The organism is Novipirellula herctigrandis (assembly GCA_007859835.1).
GTDB classification, from domain to species: Bacteria; Planctomycetota; Planctomycetia; order Pirellulales; family Pirellulaceae; genus Novipirellula_A; species Novipirellula_A herctigrandis.
The window spans coordinates 124,238-148,200 of sequence record SJPJ01000001.1 but is presented as its reverse complement, the minus strand read 5'-3'; the positions used below and the strand labels follow the sequence as shown (position 1 = coordinate 148,200).

Sequence of the window (23,963 nt, the reverse complement as noted above, 5' to 3'; positions counted from 1 at the left end):
ATGACTTCAGACAAAAAACGCAGCTTCGGGTTGCTGGCATTGTTGACCGGCTTAACCGCATTGGTCACCCTCGGCGTGGTCGCGCTGTTGGTCAATATTTTTGAACGCAAACAGGAAGCCCGTGCGACATTCACGAAGGTCGTCGATGTCAACGAAGTCAGCACCGACCCGGCGCCTTGGGGGCTGAACTTTCCGCAGCAATACGAAGACTATTTAAAAACGGTCAATGATCCGTACACTGACTTCGGTGGCAATCACACTTTGCCGCCTAGCAAGCTGAAGGAAAGCCCATGGCTCAAGCGTTTGTTTGCCGGATACGCCTTTAGCATCGACTATCGCGAAGCTCGCGGTCACGCCCACATGCTGGGCGATCAAGAAGTCACCAAACGCGTCACGGACGTCCAGCAATCCGGCGCCTGTTTGCATTGCCATGCTTCGATCATTCCCACTTATCGCCGCATCGGACTCGAAGCGTTGGGCGAGGACGCGACGGCGGAGCGTTTGGCTAGCAACTTCGAAATGGATGCCGTGCTGGCTGGTTTTAAAGAAGTCAGTACGAAGACGTACGAAGAAATTCACAAAGAAGTCGAAAAAACACCCGATGGGATCGACGTCGCTACCGGCGATCCGCACATGGGCGGCGCTCATCCGGTTTCGTGCATCGATTGTCATGATCCCGACACGATGGCAATTCGCGTGACGCGGCCCGGTTTCATCTTGGGCATCGACAAATTGGCCAAGAGCGACGATCCCGTACCGCACCTGCCGTCGATTCAACAGTGGCGGGACAAGGGATCCAAGGAATCATACGACCCGAACACGATGGCGACGCGACAGGAGATGCGAACGTTTGTATGCGGTCAGTGTCACGTCGAGTACTACTGTGCGAACAAGATGACGCTGACGTTTCCATGGAGCAATGGCCTGAAGATGGAGAATTTGGAAGCGGAATGGGATTCCACCGAGTTCCCTGAGGGCGGCGAGTTCTACGATTACGTTCACAAAGAAACCGGCACGAAGGTTTACAAGGCCCAGCACCCCGAGTTCGAACTTTGGAGTCAAGGCATTCACGCACGCAGCGGCGTCAGTTGCACCGACTGTCATATGCCATACGAAAAGAAAGGGGCGACCAAAGTAAGCAGCCACTGGGTTCGTAGCCCGATGGAGAACATCAACAAAGCGTGCCAGACGTGCCACAACATTCCCGAACAGGAAATCAAGGAACGCGTCGACTTGATTCAAGATCGCACGCGGGCCTTGATCGAGCGTGCCGCCACGGCGATGACCGAGATGCTCGACGCGATTATCGCAGTTCAAGAAGCCGGCGCAACAGAGGAACAACTCGCCCCGATTCGCAAACTGCAACGCAAGGCGATGTGGCGACTTGATTACATTGCCAGCGAAAACAGCAAAGGCTTTCATGCTCGACAGGAAGCTGCCCGAATTCTGGCCGAGTCGGTGGACTACAGTCGGCAGGCGATCGCGGCATGTTACCAGCTGGATTTGAAAGCCAAGCCGGAAGAGGAAGCGGTTGCGAAAGCAAATTAAGAATGGGACGCAGAGTCACATTAGGCGGTTCACACGACACATCAAACTGCTAACACTTCGATCGTTCAATAACGGGATTTGAATTGAGCGTAAAAAAGTGAGCGTCGTTGCCTTCAACACAACCGTCGTTGCCTTCAACCGATAGCGAAACCACCCCAATACCGTGATTCATTCATTTTACGGTGTCATGATCTGCGTGCTGATGTCTTGCAACTCACGACGCCGAAGTGCGTGGTTCACGAAATTGTTCACAGAAGTGAACCTGAGTACAAAACTGCTCAATTGGACACTTCACAACGTTTGTTGACTTACCGATCGCGTCGAATTCAACGGGCCGGAAGCACCAGCGTTATAGCGGAATCCGGCAAAGGAAGTGCCGCGTTTAACCGCCTAGGCTCGCAATGACGGGACGCCCCTTGCCGCTGCTATATAAAGATCTGATTCGCGGTAACTCAATCCCGCGTTGGCATTGGTTGGTTCTAGACCCTGTCTCGTAAATTGTGAGCGGCGCAGTAAATGATGAGCGGCACAGCACCAGCTGGTGAGCCCGGAAATCCGCGCGGCTAGCGACTTGCGGCTCACAGAAGAGTGCGTCAATTCACATTGACGAGACAGTGCCAAAGCTGGCGACCTTTCCGATTGCTCGTTCGTGCCGTCATCGACGACGGTGGATCAATCGAAGAGAGTCAATCCAGGAACAATCAAATATTTTAGTATCAAACAGCTCGCGAATCCCGTAAACTGTCTACCGTCGCAACGCAAATTCATCATCAGCGTATTAGATGACTCGTGCGGCGTCCAACGGCTTTCTTTTCTCGGAGACGACATCAATGTGCGGAAACCTCATTCTTCGACTACTCCCGCAACTTTCCGTTGCTTTGGGTTTGGTTTTGGTCGGTCAGGCGTTAGCCGAGGAGAGCGTCGCGGCGGCTGATCCGCGCGATGCCGATCGGCATGAGATTGAGGCCGCGATTGAATCTTACGTCGCCGCATTCAACGCGAAGGACGTCGACAAGTTAGTTTCGCACTGGTCTCCCGATGGCGTTTATATCAGTCGCACGAGCGGCGATCAGTTGACCGGACATGCATCGTTAAAGGAGGAATTCACGGCGATTCTGTCGCCGGAGGACGCTCCCAACTTGGCAGTCGAAACGGAGTCGATTGAGTTTGTTTCGCCCAACGTCGCGATTGAACGTGGTTCCGCTCTGATCTCCCGAAATGATTCCAACGAAGAAACGACATATCAAGTCGTGTACGTGGCGCACGGCGGCACGTGGTTGATCGACCGAGTCAGCGAAGACGTGATCGAAACGAAGGCTTCCAATTATGAACGTCTCAATGGATTGGAATTTTTGGTTGGCCAATGGATCAATGAAGGTGACGGGATGATTATCGATCTCGACTGCCAATGGACCGCCAACCAAAACTATTTAAGCAGAAAGTACCACGTTTCAATCGATGGAGATGTGCAATCCTCCGGTCTCGAAATTATCGGCTGGGACGCCAAAAACGAACAAATCCGAAGCTGGCTTTTTGATTCGGATGGTGGATTCGTGAAAGGCGAATGGAACCTGCACGATCGCAAGTGGGTCGTCCAATCGCTTGCCACACTTGCCGACGGAGCTTCCGGTTCGTCCACTAACGTCTTGCGTCCGATCGATGAGGACACGTACTCGTGGCGGAAGTTTAATCGAGTGGTTGATGGCCAATTGTTGCCGAATACGGAGGAAGTCACCCTTCGTCGTCGATAGGGTGACCGAAGCATATGAAAATACAAATTCCGAGCCTGAATCAAGGTAATGTTATGAAACTTGGCACCACTATCAGTTGCTTTTTGATCATTTTCCTTGCCGGCAATCCGTCGGGGGGCGATTGTTTTGCCCGTGGCCGTGGTGGTGTTTCGAGAGGCGGAGGAATGAGTCGCTCGTCGATGAGCCGCCCCTCCCCTTCGATGAGTCGGCCTTCAATGAATCGGCCGTCGCCTTCGATGAGTCGGCCTTCAGTGAGCCGGCCTTCAATGAGTCGGCCTTCAATGAGCCGGCCGTCGCCTTCGATCAGCCGACCATCGACGCGTCCCTCGATGCCATCGACGCGTCCCTCACTTCCATCGACGCGTCCCTCACTTCCATCGACCTCGCGCCCGACGACGCGTCCTTCACTTCCATCGACCTCGCGTCCTTCACTTCCATCGACCTCGCGTCCTTCACTTCCATCGACCTCGCGTCCTTCACTTCCATCGACGACGCGTCCTTCTCTTCCATCGACCTCGCGCCCGACGACACGTCCTTCTCTTCCATCGACTTCGCGCCCGTCGATTCCGACAACGCGACCGGGAACGGGACGTCCGAGTACAGGACTGCCTTCCCAGGGAAGACCCTCGCAAGGGCAGCTCAATGACTTCTTGAACTTGGATCGTCCGTCGACGCGACCTAGCGTTCGACCTGGCAGCGGTGGCGCGGCAGGCGACTTCCTTCAAAACCGACCATCGACGCGGCCCTCACCGGGAACGCGTCCCGGCATCGGCGATCGACCCACGACTCTTCCGGAAACACGACCAGGCATCGGCGATCGACCGACGACTCTTCCGGAAACGCGTCCGGGCAGCGGTGATCGACCGGGCATCGGCGATCGACCGGGCATCGGCGATCGACCGGGCATCGGCGATCGACCAGGCAGCGGTGATCGACCAGGCAGCGGTGATCGACCAGGCAGCGGTGATCGACCAGGCAGCGGTGATCGACCAGGCAGCGGTGATCGACCAGGCATCGGCGATCGACCGGTCCAACTTCCATCCAAACCAGGACGAATCCCGCCGGGTTGGACCAACCGCCCCTCACACCGACCGCCAGGCACGCGTCCACCCGGCTGGCGGCCGCCGGGACAACGACCTCCCGGTTGGCGACCCCCAGGCTATCGCCCGCCCTACCCGGGCCATCTGCCGCATTACGGCGTTGGATATTGGGGCCGTTATCCGCACTGGCGTTGGGGTTGGGTCAATCATCCTCACAACTGGTGGAAATGGGCGACGGCGGGCGCAGTAACAGGCTGGTTTGTCGGCAACTGGACCTCACCGCCAGTGTACTACAGCTATGGAGACAATCTGTACTTCGAAGGTGACTCTGTTTACTACAACAACGAAGTCATCTGTACCACCGAGGAATACGCTCAACAGGCGCAAGAGATTGCATCGAGCGTTCCGGAGGTTGAACCGGATTCGGTCGAGTGGATGCCACTAGGTGTGTTCGCACTGACGCAGGAAGAAGGCAGCGCCGAAGATGCGACACTGTTCCTTCAACTTGCGATCAGCAAAGAGGGCATCATCGCCGGCACGTTCCAGAACACAGCAACCGATGAGGCTTTCGAAGTCGAGGGAACCATTGATCGCGAAAGTCAACGCGCAGCGTGGGGCAAGGTCGATGCGGATTGGCCGATCATGGAGACCGGGATTTACAATCTGAGCGAGAGCGAAGCGGGGGCACTGCTTCACTTCGAGTCAGGCGAAACGCAACAATGGACATTGATCCGCTTAGACGAACCCGAGGATTCGGAATCACCTTAGGCAGTCCGATTGTTCCTTACCCTTTTGTGTTTCGCTCTTTGCAGGCAGTACCAAATTTTGATTCCGCGTGTCGGATCGCATACGCGGACGCCAAAACCGCAACATCAAGAAGAACCTCCCCTCGATAATAGATTGTCAGATTCATCGGAACGATGCGGTATGTTAAGACGGAGTGTGTTTACCGTTTTTCTTAACACTTCTGTTTCTGGGGGGGCGTGATGTTGCAACCGTTAGGGCGTGTAGTGCTGGCCGGCCTTGCCGTTACCCTGGTTCTAGCAGTGATATCTCCGAGGCTCCACTCGGCAGAGACACAACCCAGCAACATCCTCTTCATTCATATGGAAGATATGGGGGTGCAAATTCCTGCATATGGAGACCACACTGTAGCAACGCCAAATCTGGACCGGTTGGCGGCCGAGGGTATCGTCTTCGAACACGCTCATGTCGTGGCCGCCACCTGCGCCGCTTCGCGCGGTGCTCTATTCTCTGGCTTGCATCCGCATCAAAACGGAATCATGGGCTTTATCGACTCGCACGGTTTCCATTTTCGCGAAGGGCTGACGACATTCATTCATGCCCTCAAGGAACAGGGCTACGAGTGCGGGCTGACATACAAGACGGGGGTCAAGCCAAATCCGCCCTTCGATTTCAAACCCAGCTACAAGCAAAACCGTCTTACGGGCGAAGACAGCGACCATCTTGTCAACAATTCGGTCGACAATTTTCGCTTTTTCCTACAGCACCTCGAAGAAGGGACTCCCTTCTACTTCCAGGCTCAGACTCCCGACACGCATTCGACGTGGCATCGGCCTGAATTCATCAACCCCGGCTCCGAAGGTTGGCCGTATCCCGACGTCGATCTTGCCAAGCTGCGGCCGTTTGATTGGCTCGGCGACGACTTTGCAATGAACGCGAAGTTCAGACGGGAAGTCGGCACGTACTACAGCGCCATTCAGCGTGTCGATTGGTTCGTTGGCAGGATTCTCGCCTTGCTTGATGAATTCGGTCACGCGGACAGCACGCTCGTCATCTTCTCGTCCGACCATGGACCGTCGCATCTGCTGCGTGGCAAGACGACACCCTACCAAGCGGGCCTGCAAGTTCCATTCATTGTTCGTTGGCCAGGCGTCGTGGCAAACCCGGGCACGCGTTCTTCAGCCCTCGTTTCTTTCGTTGATCTATCGCCGACCTTTCAGGAGGCCGCCGGAGTATCGCCTCCGCTATACCTCCCCGGGTATTCATTGATCCCGTTATTCAAAGGTGAGCCGCCGGCGAGAAAGTTCCTTTATTCAACTTATGTCGCGCACACAACGAATCAGGGATCGTATTGGCCAACGCGGACGATTATGGACGGGCGTCATAAGCTGATCCACAATCTAAACGGCAATGGTGTCAGACGTCGAATTCCGGATGGCTACAACAACACGAGCTTCCTGTTGGCGAAGACGCTTGCTGAATTGCCGGTCGACAGCGTCGCGCGAACCGTCGCGGACCGCAGCACGGCACCGCCTGAGTTTGAACTCTACGATCTTGAAAACGATCCAGGCGAGATCCACAATCTAATTGGACAGACCGAACATAGGTCGATTGAAAAATCGCTTCACGAGCAACTGCGCAGGTGGCAACAAACCGTGGTTGATGATCCTTTCCGCGACCCACAGTACCTCGACAGTTTCAACGCAGATTACGCCCAGCGGCTTGCTCAGTACGAACGAAAGCGTCAGCAAATGCCAGCCAGCGAAATCAAACGTTCGAAATATAGGGTCGACTGGGATCATCGCATTGAGTCATGGGACCCAACGCCTTATCTCCGCGCGGCGGGAGAATCGCAATGAACCGAGTATTGTGGGTTCCAATAACGCTTTTACTTTGGGGCTGTTTCTGGGTCCAGGCAGCCGACCGGCCTAATGTTCTGCTTATTTGCATTGACGACCTCAGGCCCGTGCTGGGGTGTTACGGCGGTGCCGCCAAGACGCCGAACCTCGACCGCTTCGCCGAATCCGCAGTGACTTTCCAGCGCCACTATGTGCAGTTTCCATCGTGCGGACCGTCACGTGCATGCATGATGGGCGGAGTCCGGCCTGACACCCTGCGACTCTACGGCAACGGCGGCTCAGGATCGGTAGCCAATGAACCGAAGAAACGCCCGACCATGCCGCTGCTGTTCAAGAACAACGGGTTCACGACGTTGAGTTTCGGTAAGACTTACCACAGCAAAGGAAGCGGACCGGGATTTGGCTGGAGCCGTCAGCCCTGGCACCCGCCATCGGGTTGGACGTGCTACGTGAACTACCAAATGCAAAAAGGAAAAACAGCCAAAGGTATGTGGCGACCGGCTTTCGAGATTTACGACGGCCCCGACGAGCTGCATGGTGACTATCAGACCGCTGATCAAGCCATCAAAGCACTCGAAGAGAATCAGGACAAGCCATTTTTCATAGCGGCCGGGTTCTACAAGCCGCACCTACCGTTTGTCGCGTCGAAACGGTTCTGGAACCTCTACAAGGATGAAGAGATTAAGCCGCTCCAACCCCAAACGATCCCCGAAGCAGCACAACGCTATGGGTATAGCTTTCGCGAGATCTGCGCTTACGGACTGGACAAGGGTAAGTTGTTCACGCCGGAATCGATGCCGACACTGCCCCAGACGAGGGATTTGGTTCATGCCTATTACGCAGCAACCAGTTTTGCCGACGCTCAGGCCGGGAGGATCCTAAGGAAACTTGACGAACTGAAGCTACGGGAAAAGACCGTTGTCGTTGTTTGGTCCGACCATGGTTTTCACTTGGGTGATCAACAGCGTTGGGCCAAGTGGACCCAGTTTGAAGCCGACATGCGCAGCCCGCTGATGATTCGCGTGCCCACGAAAGGTCAGCGTGGTCGCCGCACCAATGCCTTGGTTGAATCGGTAGACATTTATCCGACTCTGGCCGCTGCCTGCGGATTGAAACTGCCGTCGCACCTGGAAGGTGTGAGCCTGTTACCCATCATCAAAGGACAAGTCGATTCGCTCAAACCCGCCGCATACAGTCAGGTTAAAGGTCTCAAAAATTTCCCCAACATGCTTGCCTATTCCATCAGGACCGATCGTCATCGTTACATTCAGTGGCGTGATGTCTCGGATGGTTATAAGTTGGTGAATACCGAACTGTATGATTTGGGCGTGATCGGTGCCGAACGCATGAACATTGCTGACGATTCTGAGCAGACCGAAGTGTTGGATGCCTGCCGCGCATTGATGGGTGCCGGGTATACGACATTGCAGGCGGTCGAGTGACCTTAACGCAGAGTGAACTGATCCATCCCTCAACAAAGAACCAACTGACATGATGTATAGGCTGCTGGCGATAACTCTGTTTCTCAGCTCGTTAGCTACGGCTGCGGAACCGGAGTTTTACAAGGGTGCGGACATTTCGCTGCTGCAAACGATCGAGGACAGTGGAGGCGTTTACAAGGAAAATGGCCAAGCCAAAGATCCGCTGATGGTTTTCAAAGACAACGGCTGTAATGCGATGCGGGTTCGTTTGTTTCATACTCCCACAGGCAAGCCACCACGAGTGAACAGTCTGGACTATACAAAGAAGCTGGGACGCCGGATCAAGGATGCGGGACTGAAACTAATGCTTGACATTCACTACTCGGATACTTGGGCGGATCCCGGGAAACAGAACAAGCCGGCGGCCTGGGAGAATCTGAGCTTCGAGGAATTGGTCAACGCGGTTCGCGAGTATACGGAAGAGGTGATTGTCGAGATGTGCGAAGCGGGGGCGGCTCCCGATTGGGTCCAAGTCGGCAATGAGATCGCACCGGGTATGTTGTGGCCGGACGGGCGCATCGGCACGCCGCAGCAATGGGAGAAACTCGCGACTCTGCTGAAGGCAGGTATTGCTGGCGTTCATGCAGGACAAGGCGACCGGCCGATCAAGACCATCATCCACTTGCATTGTGGGGGCAGTCCACAGCAGACGGCACGCTACTTTGACTACATGAAGAAACACAATGTGAATTACGACATCATCGGGCTTAGCTATTACCCGTGGTGGCATAGTCGCGGCTTGGGCTTCGAGCCACTGCAGGAGACCCTACAGGCGAGCGTTGAGCGGTTCGGCAAGGACATCATGGTGGTGGAAACCGCCTACCCTTGGTATCCGAATTGTGATGATCCAACCAAGCTGCTGCATAAGAAGGAGCGGCGTCCTTTGGTCCCAGGATTGCCGGCAAGCAAGGAAGGGCAAAAGGAGTACCTGGAACAGCTCATCAAGGTAACGCGTGAGACGCCCGGGGGACGCGGCATCGGGCTGTTCTACTGGGCACCTGAATATATTCCCGCACCCCGTTTGAATCCTGGCCGGGGACACCTCTCGCTGTTCGACGAAGATGGAAACGCCTTGCCCGGAATGAACGCTTTCCAAAAGTAATCAAGGGCTGTTGGGAAGACAAGATTTACCAACAAGAAGATGAGGAATACTCGGCGACCGCAGAGTAAAACGTTTGGTCGCCATGTTTGCCACAAGTTTCGATTTTTTTGGGGCGTGAGTTGTCGCCAATCGAGCGGGAATAAATTTGGATCCGCTTCATAATTGTCAAAGCACCGTCGTTTGTAGCTGCGCAGTCAGCGCGTGAAGCAATGCAATTTACGTTATGCGGTTGCCAAAACGGGTTGATGCCGCCGAGCTCAAAACGACATCACGCGCCTTTTTCTTGATTCAAATGATCAGGCAATGCTAATCGCAGGAACATCTCGGCACTGGCCAGAGTACTGTGAAGACTGACTGACGGCGAGTTGATCACCGAACTGCGTTTGATCACCTTCGCAACGTGATCGTTCACACCGGCTAAGACCACCATCACGCCATCATTTTGCAGATTCGCGACCGCTGATTCAAGCGCGATTAAACCGGTCATATCAATCATCGATACGTTGCCCAAATAGAGCATTAATGCGCGAGCATCGCCTGTCACCTCTGCCATACGATCGGTGGCTTTGGCTGCCGCTCCAAAAAAGAGCGGTCCGTTCACTTCGTATAGGCAAACTTCCGGCGGTAATTTCGCGACCAGCTGTGGATGCATACCGTTCAACACCCGGACATTGGACAGCTCCGCCATTCGTTGCATGAAAAGGAACGCGGCTAACACCATGCCGACCGTCACACTGATCACCATGTCAAAGACGACCGTCAAAATAAAACACGTCCCCAGCACGACGATGTCACTACGTGGCGCCTCGCGAACAACTCGCATGAAGTGCTTTGCTTCACTCATCTTCCAGGCGACGGTTAACAACAACGCCGATAACGCCGCCATTGGCAAATAACCTAGCAATGGAGCGAGCGCCAACATCGCGGACAACACGAAAAGTGCGTGGATGATCGCCGCAACCGGGGAACGGCTGCCAGCACGAATCCCAGTCGCCGTGCGAGCGATCGCCGCGGTTGCCGCGAATCCTCCAAAGAACGGCGCGACGATGTTGCCAATCCCTTGTGCCAGCAACTCACCGTCCGGATCGTGCTTGCTCTGTGTCATGCCATCAGCAACCACCGCACACAAAAGCGACTCGATCGCTCCTAGCATGGCGATTGCGATTGCGGGAACCAATAATTCACGCATCAAACCGAACGAAAACCCAGTTGGTACACCATCAACTTCCAAATGTCGCCAAGGCCATTCAAATGTCGGCGGCGTCTTAGGAATCCCCGCAAATTGCTGGCCGTTCATTTCAAAAGAAAACCGATCATTAATCGTGGCCACGTCAAAACCGGGCGAAAATTCCGGCAGTACCAAAGCCACCAAACTTGCGATTGTCAATGCGACCAACGGTCCCGGAATGCGACGCAATACACGCGGGCTGACGACCAACAGAATCAACGTTAACGTACCGATAAGCAATTCGGTCCAACTAATACTCGGCAAAGCGAAAACCAAAGCGTGGACTCGTTCCAGATAGGTTTCGGGCATCTTGTCAACGTCGAGCCCAAGAAAATCCTTGATCTGTAACGTGGCGATAACCACGGCAATGCCGCTAGTAAAACCCGTCGTCACTGGGTGAGGCACGATCTGAATTAATCGCCCCAAACGGGCCGCTCCTAGCAATACCTGAATCATTCCGGCCATCATCGAGGCAACCAGCAAGCCGCCTAAACCAAACTTGGCTGTAATCGGTGAAAGGATGACGACAAACGCCGCAGTCGGACCAGTCACACTGACACGCGATCCCCCCAACAGTGCCACCAACCCACCAGCTACGATCGCCGTAAACAATCCGTTCTGCGGCGGTACTCCGCATGCGATCGCCAAAGCCATCGACAATGGTAATGCCACCACGCCGACAACAATTCCCGCACCAACGTCCGCTTTGAAATCCGCTCGCGAATACCCGCTTTTCCATGCCGCCCGCATCGCAGAAAACAAAACCAAACGTTCGCTGCCGTTACCATCACCTTTCACTCTCCACTCACTTCCTGACAAACTAGAAACGCCTATACAACACGGAAACGGTTAACTAACGATCACGTTTTCCGACCCAAGATGTGGCAGCGTATTCCTGGCGAGAGCGTTCTGCAATGCCGGGCAATTTCATTGACAGTAAACCTTCTTACCGGCAGCTGTCGCTTACGGTGACGAATACTTGCGAGGCTTTCGTCAGAGCGAATCCTCCCTATACGAAACGTGAAATTGAAAAAGTCTCGGATTGTCCATTTTAGCTTTTTCGCAGCGACAGTAGAGAAAAATGCGAATATCGATTGACCGCTATCAAGCATTCCATGAACCCAATTCCAGTGCAAACGGCCGCATAGCGCGCTATTAAAAAGTATCAGCCGAAACCACCTCGTCGGTCTGTGTTTCGCGAACCTTCAGAATGGCTTTGAAGACGCATTCGCGAATTGCGTCCCTACCCCGCTTCCGCTTCAAATTTGGCTACGTTCGCAAACCGACACAAGTCCGTCTTGTGCAAAATGATCGAACGAGCTCGTGACGAGCGAGTCTTTGTGCAGGTTAACTCATTTGTTTGGATTGAGCATTCTTGGTATCCCTACGGGGAGCGATCAAAGGTGTCGAGCGATCAAAGGTGTCGGCCACCGGAATGGCTGGATAGGTGTTCGGCGACAATTGGTTCCCCCTTAAGTATCCTCATTTGATCATTCCATAGCGTGAGACAGGATTCTTGTCTGACGCTTTCTTTTTGGCTACCTAGATTTGGTAGCTTGCTGCCGCCGAAGTAGTTGTCCCAGTGTGACTTGGCAACGCTCGGTGTTGTTGAAATGCTTGCAAGTTGCTCGCGAAGCGTTGATTAGGATTTCACTTCGAGCAACGCAGATTTTGATGCGATGGCAGGCTGCAAGCATAGACGCCCCAACCCATTTTATGGATTGCTTGTTTCTGCGTTTCTCGAAGTTGGCAAAGGCATGGAACGCTTTCCAGGTTTCTCGAATCACGGGCTCATTGACGCAGCATTGCAGTGGTGCTTGTTTCGATGTACCACGTGGGGCGGATCAACGTACCGTCAACGCGTTGTTCATGGCCCACTCGGTCCCCGTGATCCCAAGCAAAGACTTCTTCACCACCGCCGCGTGTAACATCTAGAAGCATTGGAGGGCCCTTGCTTACGATAGTGCAAGGCGATGTGGTTCTACAGGTCGGATTAACGTCGTCGACAAGGCAGGGATGAAGTATTTTGGGACGGCGGCATTTTTGCGGATTGCTGTCTCGGTCGGCTATTTGCCGGAGGCCCATTTCCGGACGTGATGGTCTGTTAAGCCCGCTATGGGAGAATGTGCGTATGACCTATATTCGCAGGCGACTATTCTGCTTTCCGATTTCTCGCCCGACAAACGATTTATGAACCAAGATATCACGCAAATTTTATCGGCGATCGAAGCCGGCGACCCGCGTGCGGCGAATGATTTGTTGCCACTTGTGTACGAAGAGCTCAGGCGATTAGCGGCAAGTCGAATGAATCAGGAAAAGTCTGGACAGACGCTTCAACCGACGGCCTTAGTTCACGAAGCTTTCATGCGATTGGTAGGCGGCAATGTTTCGCAACAGTGGGATGGACGAGGTCATTTTTTCGCGGCTGCCGCCGAATCGATGCGCAGAATCCTCATCGAAAACGCGCGTCGCAAAGGCAGGGCGAAACGTGGTGGGGAAATTAAACGCCGCGACTTGTATGACGACGTTGCGGTTGTGGATACGGATAATGTCGATGAACTGCTGTTTCTTGATGAAGCACTCAATAAATTAGCCCTGGAAGATCCACAGCTTGCGAAGTTGGTTGAACTGCGTTACTTCACAGGTCTGACGATTGAAGAAACAGCCAAGGTCCTTGGCGTTTCTCCACGAACCACCAAGCGGAATTGGGCCTACGCTCGAGCCTGGCTGCAACGCGAAATGAGCGATTAGGGAAAAATCATAATAGGCCTCCTGAAATCTTACGACCATGACGAGCGTCCGCACCGTCCCCGCTCAGGAATGTCCCCGCTCAGGAATGTCCCCGCTCAGGAATGTCCCCGCTCAGGAATGTCCCCGCTCAGGAATGTCTCTGCTCAGGAATCGAGAGCCACTCGTGGATCGAGAGCTTCAGGATGCTGCGTTTGCTCCGATGGCATCTAATCACGCGTGCTCAAAACAACTATTCACGTCGATTGCATCTTGTGAACACGCGAGCCGCACACTGGCAATGCTGTTTGGTACCCGCGGGTGAATTGCGACGCTATTTGGACTGCCGATCGATCGGTCGCGTGATCAAATTTATCGACGCATTTCGGAGTTGAATGACATTCGGCTGCAATTGCGAGGGAGTTCCCAGGATGGTCCGCGAAGCTTCGTCGTGGAGCTGCAACGCTTCGATGAGATCGTTCCATAGGACCGGGCCACTTTCTTGTGGCTGTTCGCAGATTTCATTTAGAACCTCACGGATCGACTCGCCTGAGAGTTCGAGCGACCGTTTCGCCTGTTCGCTCTCGTCGTTCTGATAATGGGCTAATGCTAGGGGAGCGTGTACCAGATATCTGTCTGGCCAATGGGCGTCGGCTCGCGTTTCGTCGAGCAAGCTGATCGCTGAATCGAAATTCTCCGCACGCAAATGGGCCAGCGCCGCTACATAGTTACACATCACCCGAGGCAATTGGTGTTGCCTTCGCACAACGCCCGACGGATCGGGTGGTGGACCGTCGCGTTGACCGCGCCGTGCATTCGGTGCAGGACTAGGTGTTCCTTCCAAGCTAGGCAACCTATCAAAGTTAAACATCCCATCAAAGCCGGTCTCACCATCAAAGCTAGGGGGGCCATCAAAGCTAGGGGGGCCATCAAAACGGTGTGGCGGTCCAGGCGGAGGCTTTGACAACCAACTTTGTGCGAGTTTTGCGAGAAATTGACCATTCCTGGCCGCATCGATCCGATCACTGACGACCAACCCTCTCAGCAGCGACCATTTTGGTTCTTCGGCGTTCTCTAATAATTGATGTTCATATTGCTCGAACAATTGTGCGAACGCGTCGTCGTGTCCCGTATATAGAAACAACGCTGGCACTCCCAACCACTGTGGCTGCGAAATCGAAGCCCCGGTATCCAAAGCGATTTTGTAGTCGTTGGCTGCTTCTGGCCAAAGATGAATGCGCGCGTAAAGCTGGGCTCGTTGAACGCGGGGCAGAAAGTAAGTCGGCTGGATTGCGACGGCGGCGTCGTAGTGTTGCGCCGCTTCGTTCCACCGACCTGCATCGGCGTGCGTCTGACCGCTGGCGACCAGAATGCTGGCATGCGTCAAATTCTCTGCGAATTGTTCGAGTTCTTGTCGGGCTTGGATCGCCTTGGACATTTGCCACAAACTTGCTGCCGTACCGATAATCATTGTGCAGCCGACGAGTGCCGCCGTGATGAAGGCAACGCGATGACGGCGAGCGAATCTTTGGAACTGATAAAGCGTGCTTGGCGGTCGCGCGACGATCGGCTCGCCATCAAGATAACGACGAATGTCATCGGCCAACGATGCTGCGGAGTCGTATCGCCGAGACCGGTCCTTTTCGAGCGACTTCATGACGATCCAATCGAGATCACCTCGCAAGGTGGAAGCCAAGCGATGCAAATCAATGCGGCGCTGATCCGCGATCGTCGACAGCGTTTTGTTTTGCGTGGAAAGTCGTGTGCTTGGTCGTGGCGGCTCTTCTTCCCGAATAATTCGGCGCATTTCATCCAGCCCACAGGAATCCAAACGATCACGATCGAAAGGCGTTTTTCCGGCGAGCAATTCATACAGCAGGACGCCAAGCGAATAGATGTCGCTGCGTGTGTCAACGTCTAGTCCGCTCATTTCAGCCTGTTCGGGGCTCATGTAGAGCGGTGTTCCAATCATCGAGTGGAAACGTGTGTAGACGGTTTTCTCTGTCAACCTTTGGCCAATCGCCTTGGCAACGCCAAAGTCAATCACCTTCGCGACGGGTTTGCTATCGTGTAGCGTAACCATCACGTTGGATGGCTTGATATCGCGATGGATGACCCCTTTCTGATGCGCATGATGAACGGCGGAGCAAACGTCGATCATAAGATTCAAACGCTCTCGGACACTCATCTGTTTTTTGTCGCAGAACTTTGTGATCGGTAACCCACGGACCAACTCCATCACGAAATACGGTCGATGGTCGGACGTTTCACCGGCATCAAACACCTGAGCAATATTGGGATGGTTCATCATCGCAACGGCTTGGCGTTCGCTCTCGAAACGGGCAATCACTTCTTTGGATGCCGCACCCGGCTTGACGATTTTCAGTGCAACGCGCCGCCGTACCGGTTGCTCTTGTTCAGCGACAAAGACAAGGCCAAAACCGCCTTCACCGATCTGCTCCATCAACTTGTAGGGGCCGATATGCGACCCGATATGTTCCAACGGCCCTCCGGCAAACTGATTGGGAAATGCAGGTCGGCATTGGTCGGAACCAATGGGATGATCCAAAAGCGCCGCCGGTTGTTCATGAGCGGCTAGCAACGCCTCGACCGATGCGCGTAGCGAGGCATCGCCGCCGCATGCGGAATCTAAATAGGCCAAGCGATCATCGAGGTTGTCTTCGTCGATCGCTTGCAAAAAGATCGCTCGTTCAGTGGGATTGGGCATTCGTCTATTCTAGCAAAACACGTATTGCGTTACGACCGCAAGCGAAGTGACGTGCCGATCGAAGAGTGGTTACGCATTGCCGTTGGTCGTTGGTATTTTGCCACGTATCATCAAACGCCGTGAATCATCCTGTAGCGAAAGTCGTCAAACCATTCGCGGATCGAAACGAGTGTCATTCAGGACGTTGAGGCCGCCCTTTTTTTTGATCACCGTCGCCATTGGCGGCGTGGTCGGGGCCATGCGGTGGCTGAAAGTTTTCAAGCTGTTCTTCTTGCTCGTCCGTCAAGATTAAAGCGAGGCGTTTATCGACGTCGGCTTGTAACGCGGTCAATTGACGCTCCTGGCGAGCGCTGAGGTTAAGTGACTGCGCAACTGGTTCGGGCAACACTTGACCGGGCTTTGGCGGCGACCCTTGGGGGCCGCCGTCTTGCCGTGGCTGGTTCCGCGCTTGTTGGTTGTCTTGTCCAAAAACGCCACCTTGGGGAGGCGGGCCACCGCGACCAAATTGATTGCCGCGTCTTTGGTTTTGAAGGACCGCCGTTAGTTCCGCCCTGGTCACGGTGCCATCTCCGTTGACGTCCGCTTGCGTGAACAACTGAATGATCATTTCCAACGGCGGTCCCCCCCCAGGGCCCATCCCGGGAGCTCCCCCGCGTCCCGGAGGTTGGGCAAATAGCATACTCGAGCTAAGTGCGATGCCGACGATGACGGTGAATGGAAATGCACGATTCATGGTTCGTTTTCTCGTAGAGAGTTAGGTTTGACAAGCTGTGTTGGGCGCTCGTGAGACAACCGCCACGTTGTCAATGCGCCATCGGCGCAGGCAAAGGGCCAAGCATTGCAAGAGATTTTCACGAATAGTTGAAAAAGCAAAAAACAACGAAAAAACCGCTGGTTTTCATGCTTAATGTGCAAGAGTTTGGCAAGCTGGACCCGAAAAGAAATGTGCCAATGGCCATGGCAAGTCCCATTTCACCTACACAACGAAAGGCAAATTTTGAACATGAATATTTCCAACTCAATGGCGGCTTTCCCCAGCCAATCTTCGTCTTCCAACTCACGGCCGCAAGGTCCACCACCGCAAGAACCTATCGCATCGGCGCTGGAGTCGATTGGAGTGGATGATTCGACGGCGGCCAGTGTACTCGAACAGATTGACGAAGCCATCACTTCGCTACAATCGGAGTCCTCCTCGGGGGCGACAAGTCGCGAAGCTTTTCAATCCGTGGTCAATGATGTTCTCGAAGCCAACGGTATCGACTCGGGGGAATTCGAAGAAGCGATTCAAGCGGGCGGCGTGTCAGGCGCGAGAGCGGCATCAGGCGCGGGAGGCCCATCAGGTGGCAGAGGCCCATCAGGCGCGGGCCGCCCCAACGGACCTCCGCCCCGTAGAGAAGCTGAAAGCGAAACCAGTGAAGTAGAATCTGCTCTGCTTTCCGCTGGCGTCGACGAGGCGTCCATCGATGAACTGATCAATCAGATGATCGAAACCATTGCGGAGTTGACTTCCGAGTCTGGCAGTAATGTTTCTCAAGATGATCTTCAATCTTCCATGAAGAGTCTGTTCGACGAAAACGGTGTCGATTTTGATGCATTTGAGCAATCGCTTAGCGAACAATTCGGCGCGACCGGATCGTTCCTTGATCGTCTTGTGTAACCCATGAAAATGGTATTCTCCATAAGAACGCAGAACGTGGCGCTGAGGACTTCGTTTCAGCAAACCTTTGCGTGCAAGATGGGTTGCGGTGAAGCAGAGCAAGGCCGCAGTATCGATTTTGTGTTATGGGTTTATCATTGTCCCGTTTTGTTACAAGCAGAGATTAAGAAGGCAGATCGCTCGTCGGCGAACTTCCGGAACGACATGGGGTGTTCCGCGGGCACCGTGTCAGGATTCGCAGCCGCTTGAAATGCTTCATACGAAGTCAACTTTCGCGTGTCTGCTTTTACAAGCGGTTCGATAAGTTGCCGATAGTCCTCAACGACCGGGCCTAAGTGCTGCCACGAAATCGATTCGTTTGCCATTTGATGAACGTATTCCAGATAACGTTGACGTAATTCGGGTACTGCCAGCAGTCGGCTACGCAGCGGCATACGATCGTTACGGATGTCGACCAGCGGGTCGGTGTCGACCTGGGCACGAAGGGGGCCACCGCCGCGGGGCCCACCGGGTCCACCAAGGAGTCTTCCAAAAAAATTACCGATGGCGCCCGGTCTAGGGTCGGGACCACCACGGCCGTTTGGTCCACCATCGGGGCCACGCCGACCGCTAACACCACCTGGTCCGGGGCCGACTGGTCCGGGGCCAGACAGCGCAAATGCTTCGTTCATGTCGTGCGGAATGACGTGGAATTTGCCATCTTTATCGAGGAATAAGTAGTAGTCACTCGCCCGCGTCCAGTAGCCATCGTTGTTGGCGAGTACGACGTCGAGCGCGAGGAACTTGAGCGTTTCGTCAATGTCAAGAATCGGCTCTAACGTGGATTGCAACTCTTCACTGGGCGTCTGATTCAAAATTTTGCACAATCGTACAAGCGCCGCCCAAGCTTTTTTACCATCGCTCGACTTCATCTCAAACCTCAACTTGTACGGTTCCAAATCGTCGCCTAGATAACGCAATCCACCATCTGCGTGCGGGCTGCCGCTGACCTTCCAACGTGTCCCTTTTGATCCGTCATAATTCTCTTTTAGGAACTTTTTGTCAAACTGCTGAACACTGTTGTATAACCCCCAGCTTTGGCCATTGACAACGAGGTGAACGAAGTTGGCTTTGGGAACGGGGATGTATTGCCGAGCGATGTGCGAATACAGGACGCTGCTCATCATGGATGGATCGCAATGGCAGTTCAGCAGATTCAACGTCTTGTAACCGTCGATGTTTTGATCCTCGTCAATCATGTCGAGCGACACATTGACCGACCGCTTGCTGCCAGCCGAAACATGGTCAAAGGACGAAGCCCCACGAAAGTGAACTCCCACTTGTTCGTATGTCGCTCCATCAACGATCATCGTTGCCGGGACATCCACATCGGTCGCATAAAAAGCTTCTAACTCCGATTCCCATTCATCGTTTTCGAATTGCAAGAACACCGTTCGCAGGATGCTGGTGTCGTAAAGTGTCTTGTCCGGATAGGCCTCAACCTCGTTAACCGCGACATTCGGCCCGGGCGTTTGCGACAGCAACGATTCGCTGTGGCCTGGACCTCCCCGTCTACCAATAGGTCCACCACCAGGGCCGGCTCTTCGGCCTTGGTCGGACGCCATCGCTTTGCGAGCCATCTGACGTTCGTTTGCGTCGAGCCAACCGCTCGCGTCGGTGTCGTAACTATCGACGATTGACCGTTCCGTACGATTGCGAACGCCTGGACCTCCCGGAAAGCCTGCAAAGTCCGGGCCGCCAAAACCAAACCGTTCGGGCCGGCTTGCAAAGACAATCCCTGTCACCGTCGCGCTGACACCGAGAAGCAACAGAAGTTTCTTTTTCATTTTTCTAATCTTTGGAATGACTGTTTTCGATGCTGGCGTTTCAGCCTGATAGGAAAGCGAGTCAAAGGATGCAATCTATTTGGGGCTGCGATGAACTGCACCTTAGACCGCTACCTTCGCGAGGGGCGACAAAGGAATGCTGTGTCCAACCACAGTGCCAATCAAAAAAGCCATTTAAATCGCACGGTTAGCAATCGATGCGCCGAGCCACTTGCTGGTGTCGACGGATTGATTTAGCCAAGCTGGCGTTGTGCCGTCTACTGTAAAGTCGTAGCAGAAGTCGCCAAAACGCACGACGCATCATTCGTTTGATAGAGACATGCGTCGAAACTTGCACAAAAGGGCCAAGAAATTTATTGGGAAGTCCAAAACTTCTGTAATGGCGAGCCGTTGAGCGAACGCAAAATCGTGACGGGTTAAGAGGTTCGAGCTATCGACATAAACACGACAGTCGTGACGACTTTTGCAACAGGTTTGGGAGTTCCGACATTTTTTGGCCCCGTCCTCCGCTCAATGGCGCATTAGCTCTCAACGACAAAGAATCAGTCCCACTCCGAGTTCAGCACCCAATGAGCTGAATCCCAAACCCGGGTGGTCTAGTCAACTTTTTGAATTGAGGCCATGGTCAATATGCCAACCCCCCAAAGTCTTTTCAGCCGTACACTTTCTCGACTTGGCCGCTCGCAGCAGCGTAAACGTTCACGGCGGCGTCGGCCTTCTCGTCGGTTGCTTGCGGAATCACTGGAAGCCCGTCAAATGCTCGCCGGTGACCTCTTTATCAACGAGATCATGGCCGATAACGATGCAACGATTGAAGATCCCGATGAAGCGGGTGCGTTTGAGGATTGGGTTGAAATCTACAATCCAAGCACGGAGGCGGTCGACCTCAGTGGCATGTATCTGACCGATGACACAAGCGACCCCACACAGTGGCAATTCCCGAATAATTCGAACGTTGCCGCAGGTGCCTTTCTTTTGATTTGGGCGGATGGTGATGACGATCAAGGTGACAACCATACGTCGTTCAAGCTGTCTTCGGGCGGCGAAACGGTTGCCCTTTACGACACCGATGGTACGACTCAGCTCGACTCGATCGAGTTCGGCGCGCAGGCGACCGACGTCGCCTACGGACGTTCTCCCGACGGCGGGGAAACCATCAGCGTGCTAACGACGCCGACGCCCGCTGCTGCCAACTCAGCAATTGGTGATACGAATGTCGCGCCGACCGCCGATGCCGGTGGCCCTTACTCAGGCACAACGGCGGACACGATTTCGCTGACCGCTTCGGCGTCCGGCGATACCGATGGAAGTATCGCGACTTATGCTTGGGACTTGGACAACGACGGAGAGTACGACGACGCAAGTGGTGCGGCGGCAAACTTCTCGTCGACAACGGTGGGAACATTCATCGTCGGTTTGCAGGTGACCGACGACGATGGGGCGACCGACACAGACACGGGAACGATTGTTGTTTCGATGATTGGAGACGAACCATCGCCCTGGGATCCCGTCACAATCGATGATCCGTCGGCTGCCTTCTTTGACGACAGCTATGTCCACGAGATCCATATCACGTTTGAAGATGCTGATTGGTACAGCACTCTCTACGATTCTCACGCGAACGATCTCGACGACCCGTATTTTGAGGCGAGTTTTGTTGGTGACGGAATCGCGTTGGACCAAGTGGGCGTTCGCTTCAAAGGGAATTCGTCCTTTGAAGGAACGGGCGTGAAGAAGTCGATCAAAATCGACTTCGACGAATACGATGAAGACAACGACGAGTTAACGTTTCAGGGCTTGAAAAAGCTGAATCTGAACAACAACTACAGCGATCCGACAATGCTGCGGGAGAAGTTGTTCTACGATTACGCCTCGAACTTCGTCGAAGGCGTGGGTCGTGCCGTCCACACCAAGGTTTACATCAACGGAGAATACTACGGGCTGTACACGGCGGTAGAACAACTTGACAAGACTTTCGTGCAAAGCCGGTTTGCCGACAATGAAGACGGCAACTTGTACAAGGGGACCGCGGCGGACGATGCGGTGGCCCAAGATCCAAATGCCGATTTCGGTTCGGACCTGACCTATCTTGGGACGGACCAGGCGGATTACGAAGATTTCTATGAACTGAAGACAAACGAAACCGCGAATGATTATTCACAGTTGATCGAATTCATTGATGTTCTCAACAACACTCCGTCGGGCGAGTTGGCCGATGCGATCGAACCGATCTTGGACGTCGACGACACTCTCACCTCGTTAGCGCTAAATAATCTGTTTGTGAATTTGGATTCGTACATTGGCGCGGCCCACAACTATTACCTTTATGATCGTGACGACACGGGTCAATTCACGCATCTGTTTTGGGATGTAAACGAATCGTTTGGCACGTTCACATTATTCACCGAACGCAATCAAGACCCTGTTGAAATCGATCCATTTTGGTTGCCGGCCGGTATCGCGGTGGGGCCTCCTGGGACTCCCATCGAGGACGAACCACGACCGCTCGCCGAGAGCTTGTGGGCGATCGAGGAATACAGTACCGAGTATCTTCGCGACCTCGCCGAAATGCTGCAAGAAGGTTTTGACGTCACCTCCGCCACCGCCCGGATCAACGAACTGGCCAATTTGATTCGCGATGATGTGACGGCTGACACCAACAAACAATTTACGACGGCGCAGTTCGAACAGAATTTGACGACCGATTTGATCGATGGCAGGAGAACGATCTTCGGATTGACCAGCTTTATCGGGGATCGTGCAGACTACCTGTCTTCGGTCTTGGAGGGGTATGATCTGGAACCCGAAACGGTGGAGATCTATGTCAACGAGATCATGGCCGACAATGACAACGTGGTCGAGGATCCCGACGAAGCGGGCGCGTTTGAAGATTGGATCGAACTGTATAATCCTAGCACGACGTCGGTCGATCTCAGTGGCATGTATTTGACGGATGACGCTGGCGATCCGATGCAGTGGCAGTTCCCGGACGGTTCAACCATCGACGCAGCCGGTTACCTCGTTATTTGGGCCGATAAAGATACCGACCAGGGAGACGATCACGCGTCGTTTAAATTGTCAGCCGGTGGCGAGTCCGTCCTGTTGTACAACGTTGACGGATCGACTTTGATTGATTCAGTCACCTTTGGCGAGCAAACAACGGATGTTTCGTATGGTCGATTTCCCGATGGTTCATCAACTTTGGTTGTGTTGTCAGCCGCCACGCCCGGAGCTGCGAATACCAATGAGACAGACGGAAATGTCGCCCCCATGGCTGAAGCCGGAGGTTCTTACACCGGAACCGTCGGTGATACGATCACGCTGAGCGGTGCCAATTCGACCGACACGGACGGCATGATCGCGACGTATGCATGGGACTTGGACAGCGATGGCGAGTACGATGATGCCACTGGTGTGACAACCACATTCGATGCGACAACGGCCGGAACGTTCACGGTTGGACTTCAAGTCACGGACGATGACGGTGCAACCAACGTCGACACCGCAACCGTCACGGTTAATGAATTGGCCAACATCGCCCCCGTGGCCAGTGACGGCGGCCCGTACAACGGCGATACCGGTGTGGCGCTTACCCTTGACGCCTCCGGGTCCGTTGACCCCGATGGAACAATTGTCTCCTATGCGTGGGATCTCGATAACGATGGCGATTACGACGACGCCACCGGAGTCACTGCAACGTACGTCCCCTCGATGGCTGGTATCTTTGCCGTAGGCGTTCAAGTGACGGACGATGACGGAGCAAACAGTACCGACACAGCGATTGTCACGATTGCCAACCATGTGGTCGAACCGGGATCCTATGTGATTGTCGACACCGGCCAGCAAGACAGCTACGACAATGAAGGTAATGTTATCGAGCCAGCTGCAGGCGAAGCCTTTTTTGGTCAAGACGGTCAATACGATGGTGTTGAGTTTGCTTTCGAAGATAACGGCGATGGCACCGTTTCGGACTTGAATACGGGTTTGATTTGGCAGCAAACGCCGTCGGATGTTTCGATGAGCTACCAAGAGGCTCTCGAACATGCCAATAGCTTTGAACTTGGCGGCTACGATGACTGGCGATTGCCGACAGCCAAAGAGCTGTTCTCGCTGAGCAATTTTTCCGAAGGTTGGCCTTACCTGGATACCGATTACTTTGACTTAGTTGGCGCCACCGGTGGCGGTCCGCCCGAAGGCACGACCGCTCCCACCGACGGCGTGCCACCCACTGACGGCGTGCCACCTACCGACGACGTGCCACCTACCGACGGT

The 23,963-nt window shown here is 54.2% G+C and carries 15 protein-coding genes; 9 read left to right on the top strand and 6 right to left on the bottom strand.

All coding sequences use genetic code 11. The annotated features are described in order from the left end of the window. Positions 1–1,548, top strand: coding sequence for an ammonia-forming cytochrome c nitrite reductase subunit c552 (locus CA13_RS00535; RefSeq protein ID WP_146393808.1), 1,548 nt, complete (start codon positions 1–3; stop codon positions 1,546–1,548). 830 nt (positions 1,549–2,378) lie between these two features. Beyond that, a complete protein-coding gene (locus CA13_RS00530) occupies positions 2,379–3,299 on the top strand; it encodes a YybH family protein (protein WP_419193764.1) in 921 nt (306 codons plus the stop codon). Positions 3,300–3,339: 40 nt separating this feature from the next. On the opposite strand, the gene CA13_RS00525 is transcribed toward CA13_RS00530, so the two are convergent. Beyond that, entirely contained in the window at positions 3,340–3,942 is a 603-nt protein-coding gene (locus CA13_RS00525; RefSeq protein ID WP_146393804.1) for a hypothetical protein, read from the bottom strand. A 13-nt stretch (positions 3,943–3,955) separates the two neighbouring features. Between CA13_RS00525 and CA13_RS00520 the strand changes: the two genes are divergently transcribed. The 4 genes from CA13_RS00520 (at position 3,956) to CA13_RS00505 (ending at position 9,525) form a co-directional block, all read left to right on the top strand. After that, a complete protein-coding gene (locus CA13_RS00520; protein ID WP_146393802.1) occupies positions 3,956–5,107 on the top strand; it encodes a hypothetical protein in 1,152 nt (383 codons plus the stop codon). Positions 5,108–5,325: 218 nt separating this feature from the next. After that, positions 5,326–6,942: a sulfatase family protein gene (locus tag CA13_RS00515; RefSeq protein WP_146393800.1), complete on the top strand. Its 1,617-nt coding sequence runs from the start codon at positions 5,326–5,328 to the stop codon at positions 6,940–6,942. After that, a complete protein-coding gene (locus CA13_RS00510) occupies positions 6,939–8,384 on the top strand; it encodes a sulfatase (protein WP_419193763.1) in 1,446 nt (481 codons plus the stop codon). The genes CA13_RS00515 and CA13_RS00510 overlap by 4 nt, the downstream gene beginning before the upstream one ends. A gap of 49 nt (positions 8,385–8,433) precedes the next feature. Continuing rightward, positions 8,434–9,525 carry a glycoside hydrolase family 53 protein gene (locus CA13_RS00505; RefSeq protein WP_146393796.1) on the top strand — a complete coding sequence of 364 codons (1,092 nt, stop codon included), beginning with the start codon at positions 8,434–8,436 and terminating at the stop codon, positions 9,523–9,525. A gap of 268 nt (positions 9,526–9,793) precedes the next feature. Here CA13_RS00505 and dauA read toward each other — a convergent pair whose 3' ends face one another. After that, on the bottom strand, positions 9,794–11,551 hold the full coding sequence (gene dauA / locus CA13_RS00500) for a C4-dicarboxylic acid transporter DauA (RefSeq protein ID WP_419193762.1): 1,758 nt from the start codon (positions 11,549–11,551) through the stop codon (positions 9,794–9,796). A gap of 993 nt (positions 11,552–12,544) precedes the next feature. Continuing rightward, on the bottom strand, positions 12,545–12,694 hold the full coding sequence (locus CA13_RS34440) for a hypothetical protein (protein ID WP_419193761.1): 150 nt from the start codon (positions 12,692–12,694) through the stop codon (positions 12,545–12,547). Positions 12,695–12,943: 249 nt separating this feature from the next. Here CA13_RS34440 and CA13_RS00495 point away from each other — a divergent pair, with 249 nt between their 5' ends. Then, a complete protein-coding gene (locus CA13_RS00495; RefSeq protein WP_146393794.1) occupies positions 12,944–13,504 on the top strand; it encodes an ECF-type sigma factor in 561 nt (186 codons plus the stop codon). A 310-nt stretch (positions 13,505–13,814) separates the two neighbouring features. Here the strand turns inward: CA13_RS00495 and CA13_RS00490 are convergent, their stop codons facing one another. Then, entirely contained in the window at positions 13,815–16,208 is a 2,394-nt protein-coding gene (locus CA13_RS00490) for a serine/threonine protein kinase (protein WP_146393792.1), read from the bottom strand. Between the two features lie 172 nt (positions 16,209–16,380). Further along, a complete protein-coding gene (locus tag CA13_RS00485) occupies positions 16,381–16,941 on the bottom strand; it encodes an EF-hand domain-containing protein (RefSeq protein ID WP_146393790.1) in 561 nt (186 codons plus the stop codon). 270 nt (positions 16,942–17,211) lie between these two features. Between CA13_RS00485 and CA13_RS00480 the strand changes: the two genes are divergently transcribed. After that, a complete protein-coding gene (locus tag CA13_RS00480; RefSeq protein ID WP_146393788.1) occupies positions 17,212–17,865 on the top strand; it encodes a hypothetical protein in 654 nt (217 codons plus the stop codon). 134 nt (positions 17,866–17,999) lie between these two features. Here the strand turns inward: CA13_RS00480 and CA13_RS00475 are convergent, their stop codons facing one another. Further along, positions 18,000–19,691, bottom strand: coding sequence for a CotH kinase family protein (locus CA13_RS00475; protein ID WP_146393786.1), 1,692 nt, complete (start codon positions 19,689–19,691; stop codon positions 18,000–18,002). Between the two features lie 621 nt (positions 19,692–20,312). Between CA13_RS00475 and CA13_RS00470 the strand changes: the two genes are divergently transcribed. Continuing rightward, positions 20,313–23,963, top strand: a 3,651-nt coding sequence (locus CA13_RS00470) for a CotH kinase family protein (RefSeq protein ID WP_146393784.1), incomplete at its 3' end; no start/stop codon positions are given.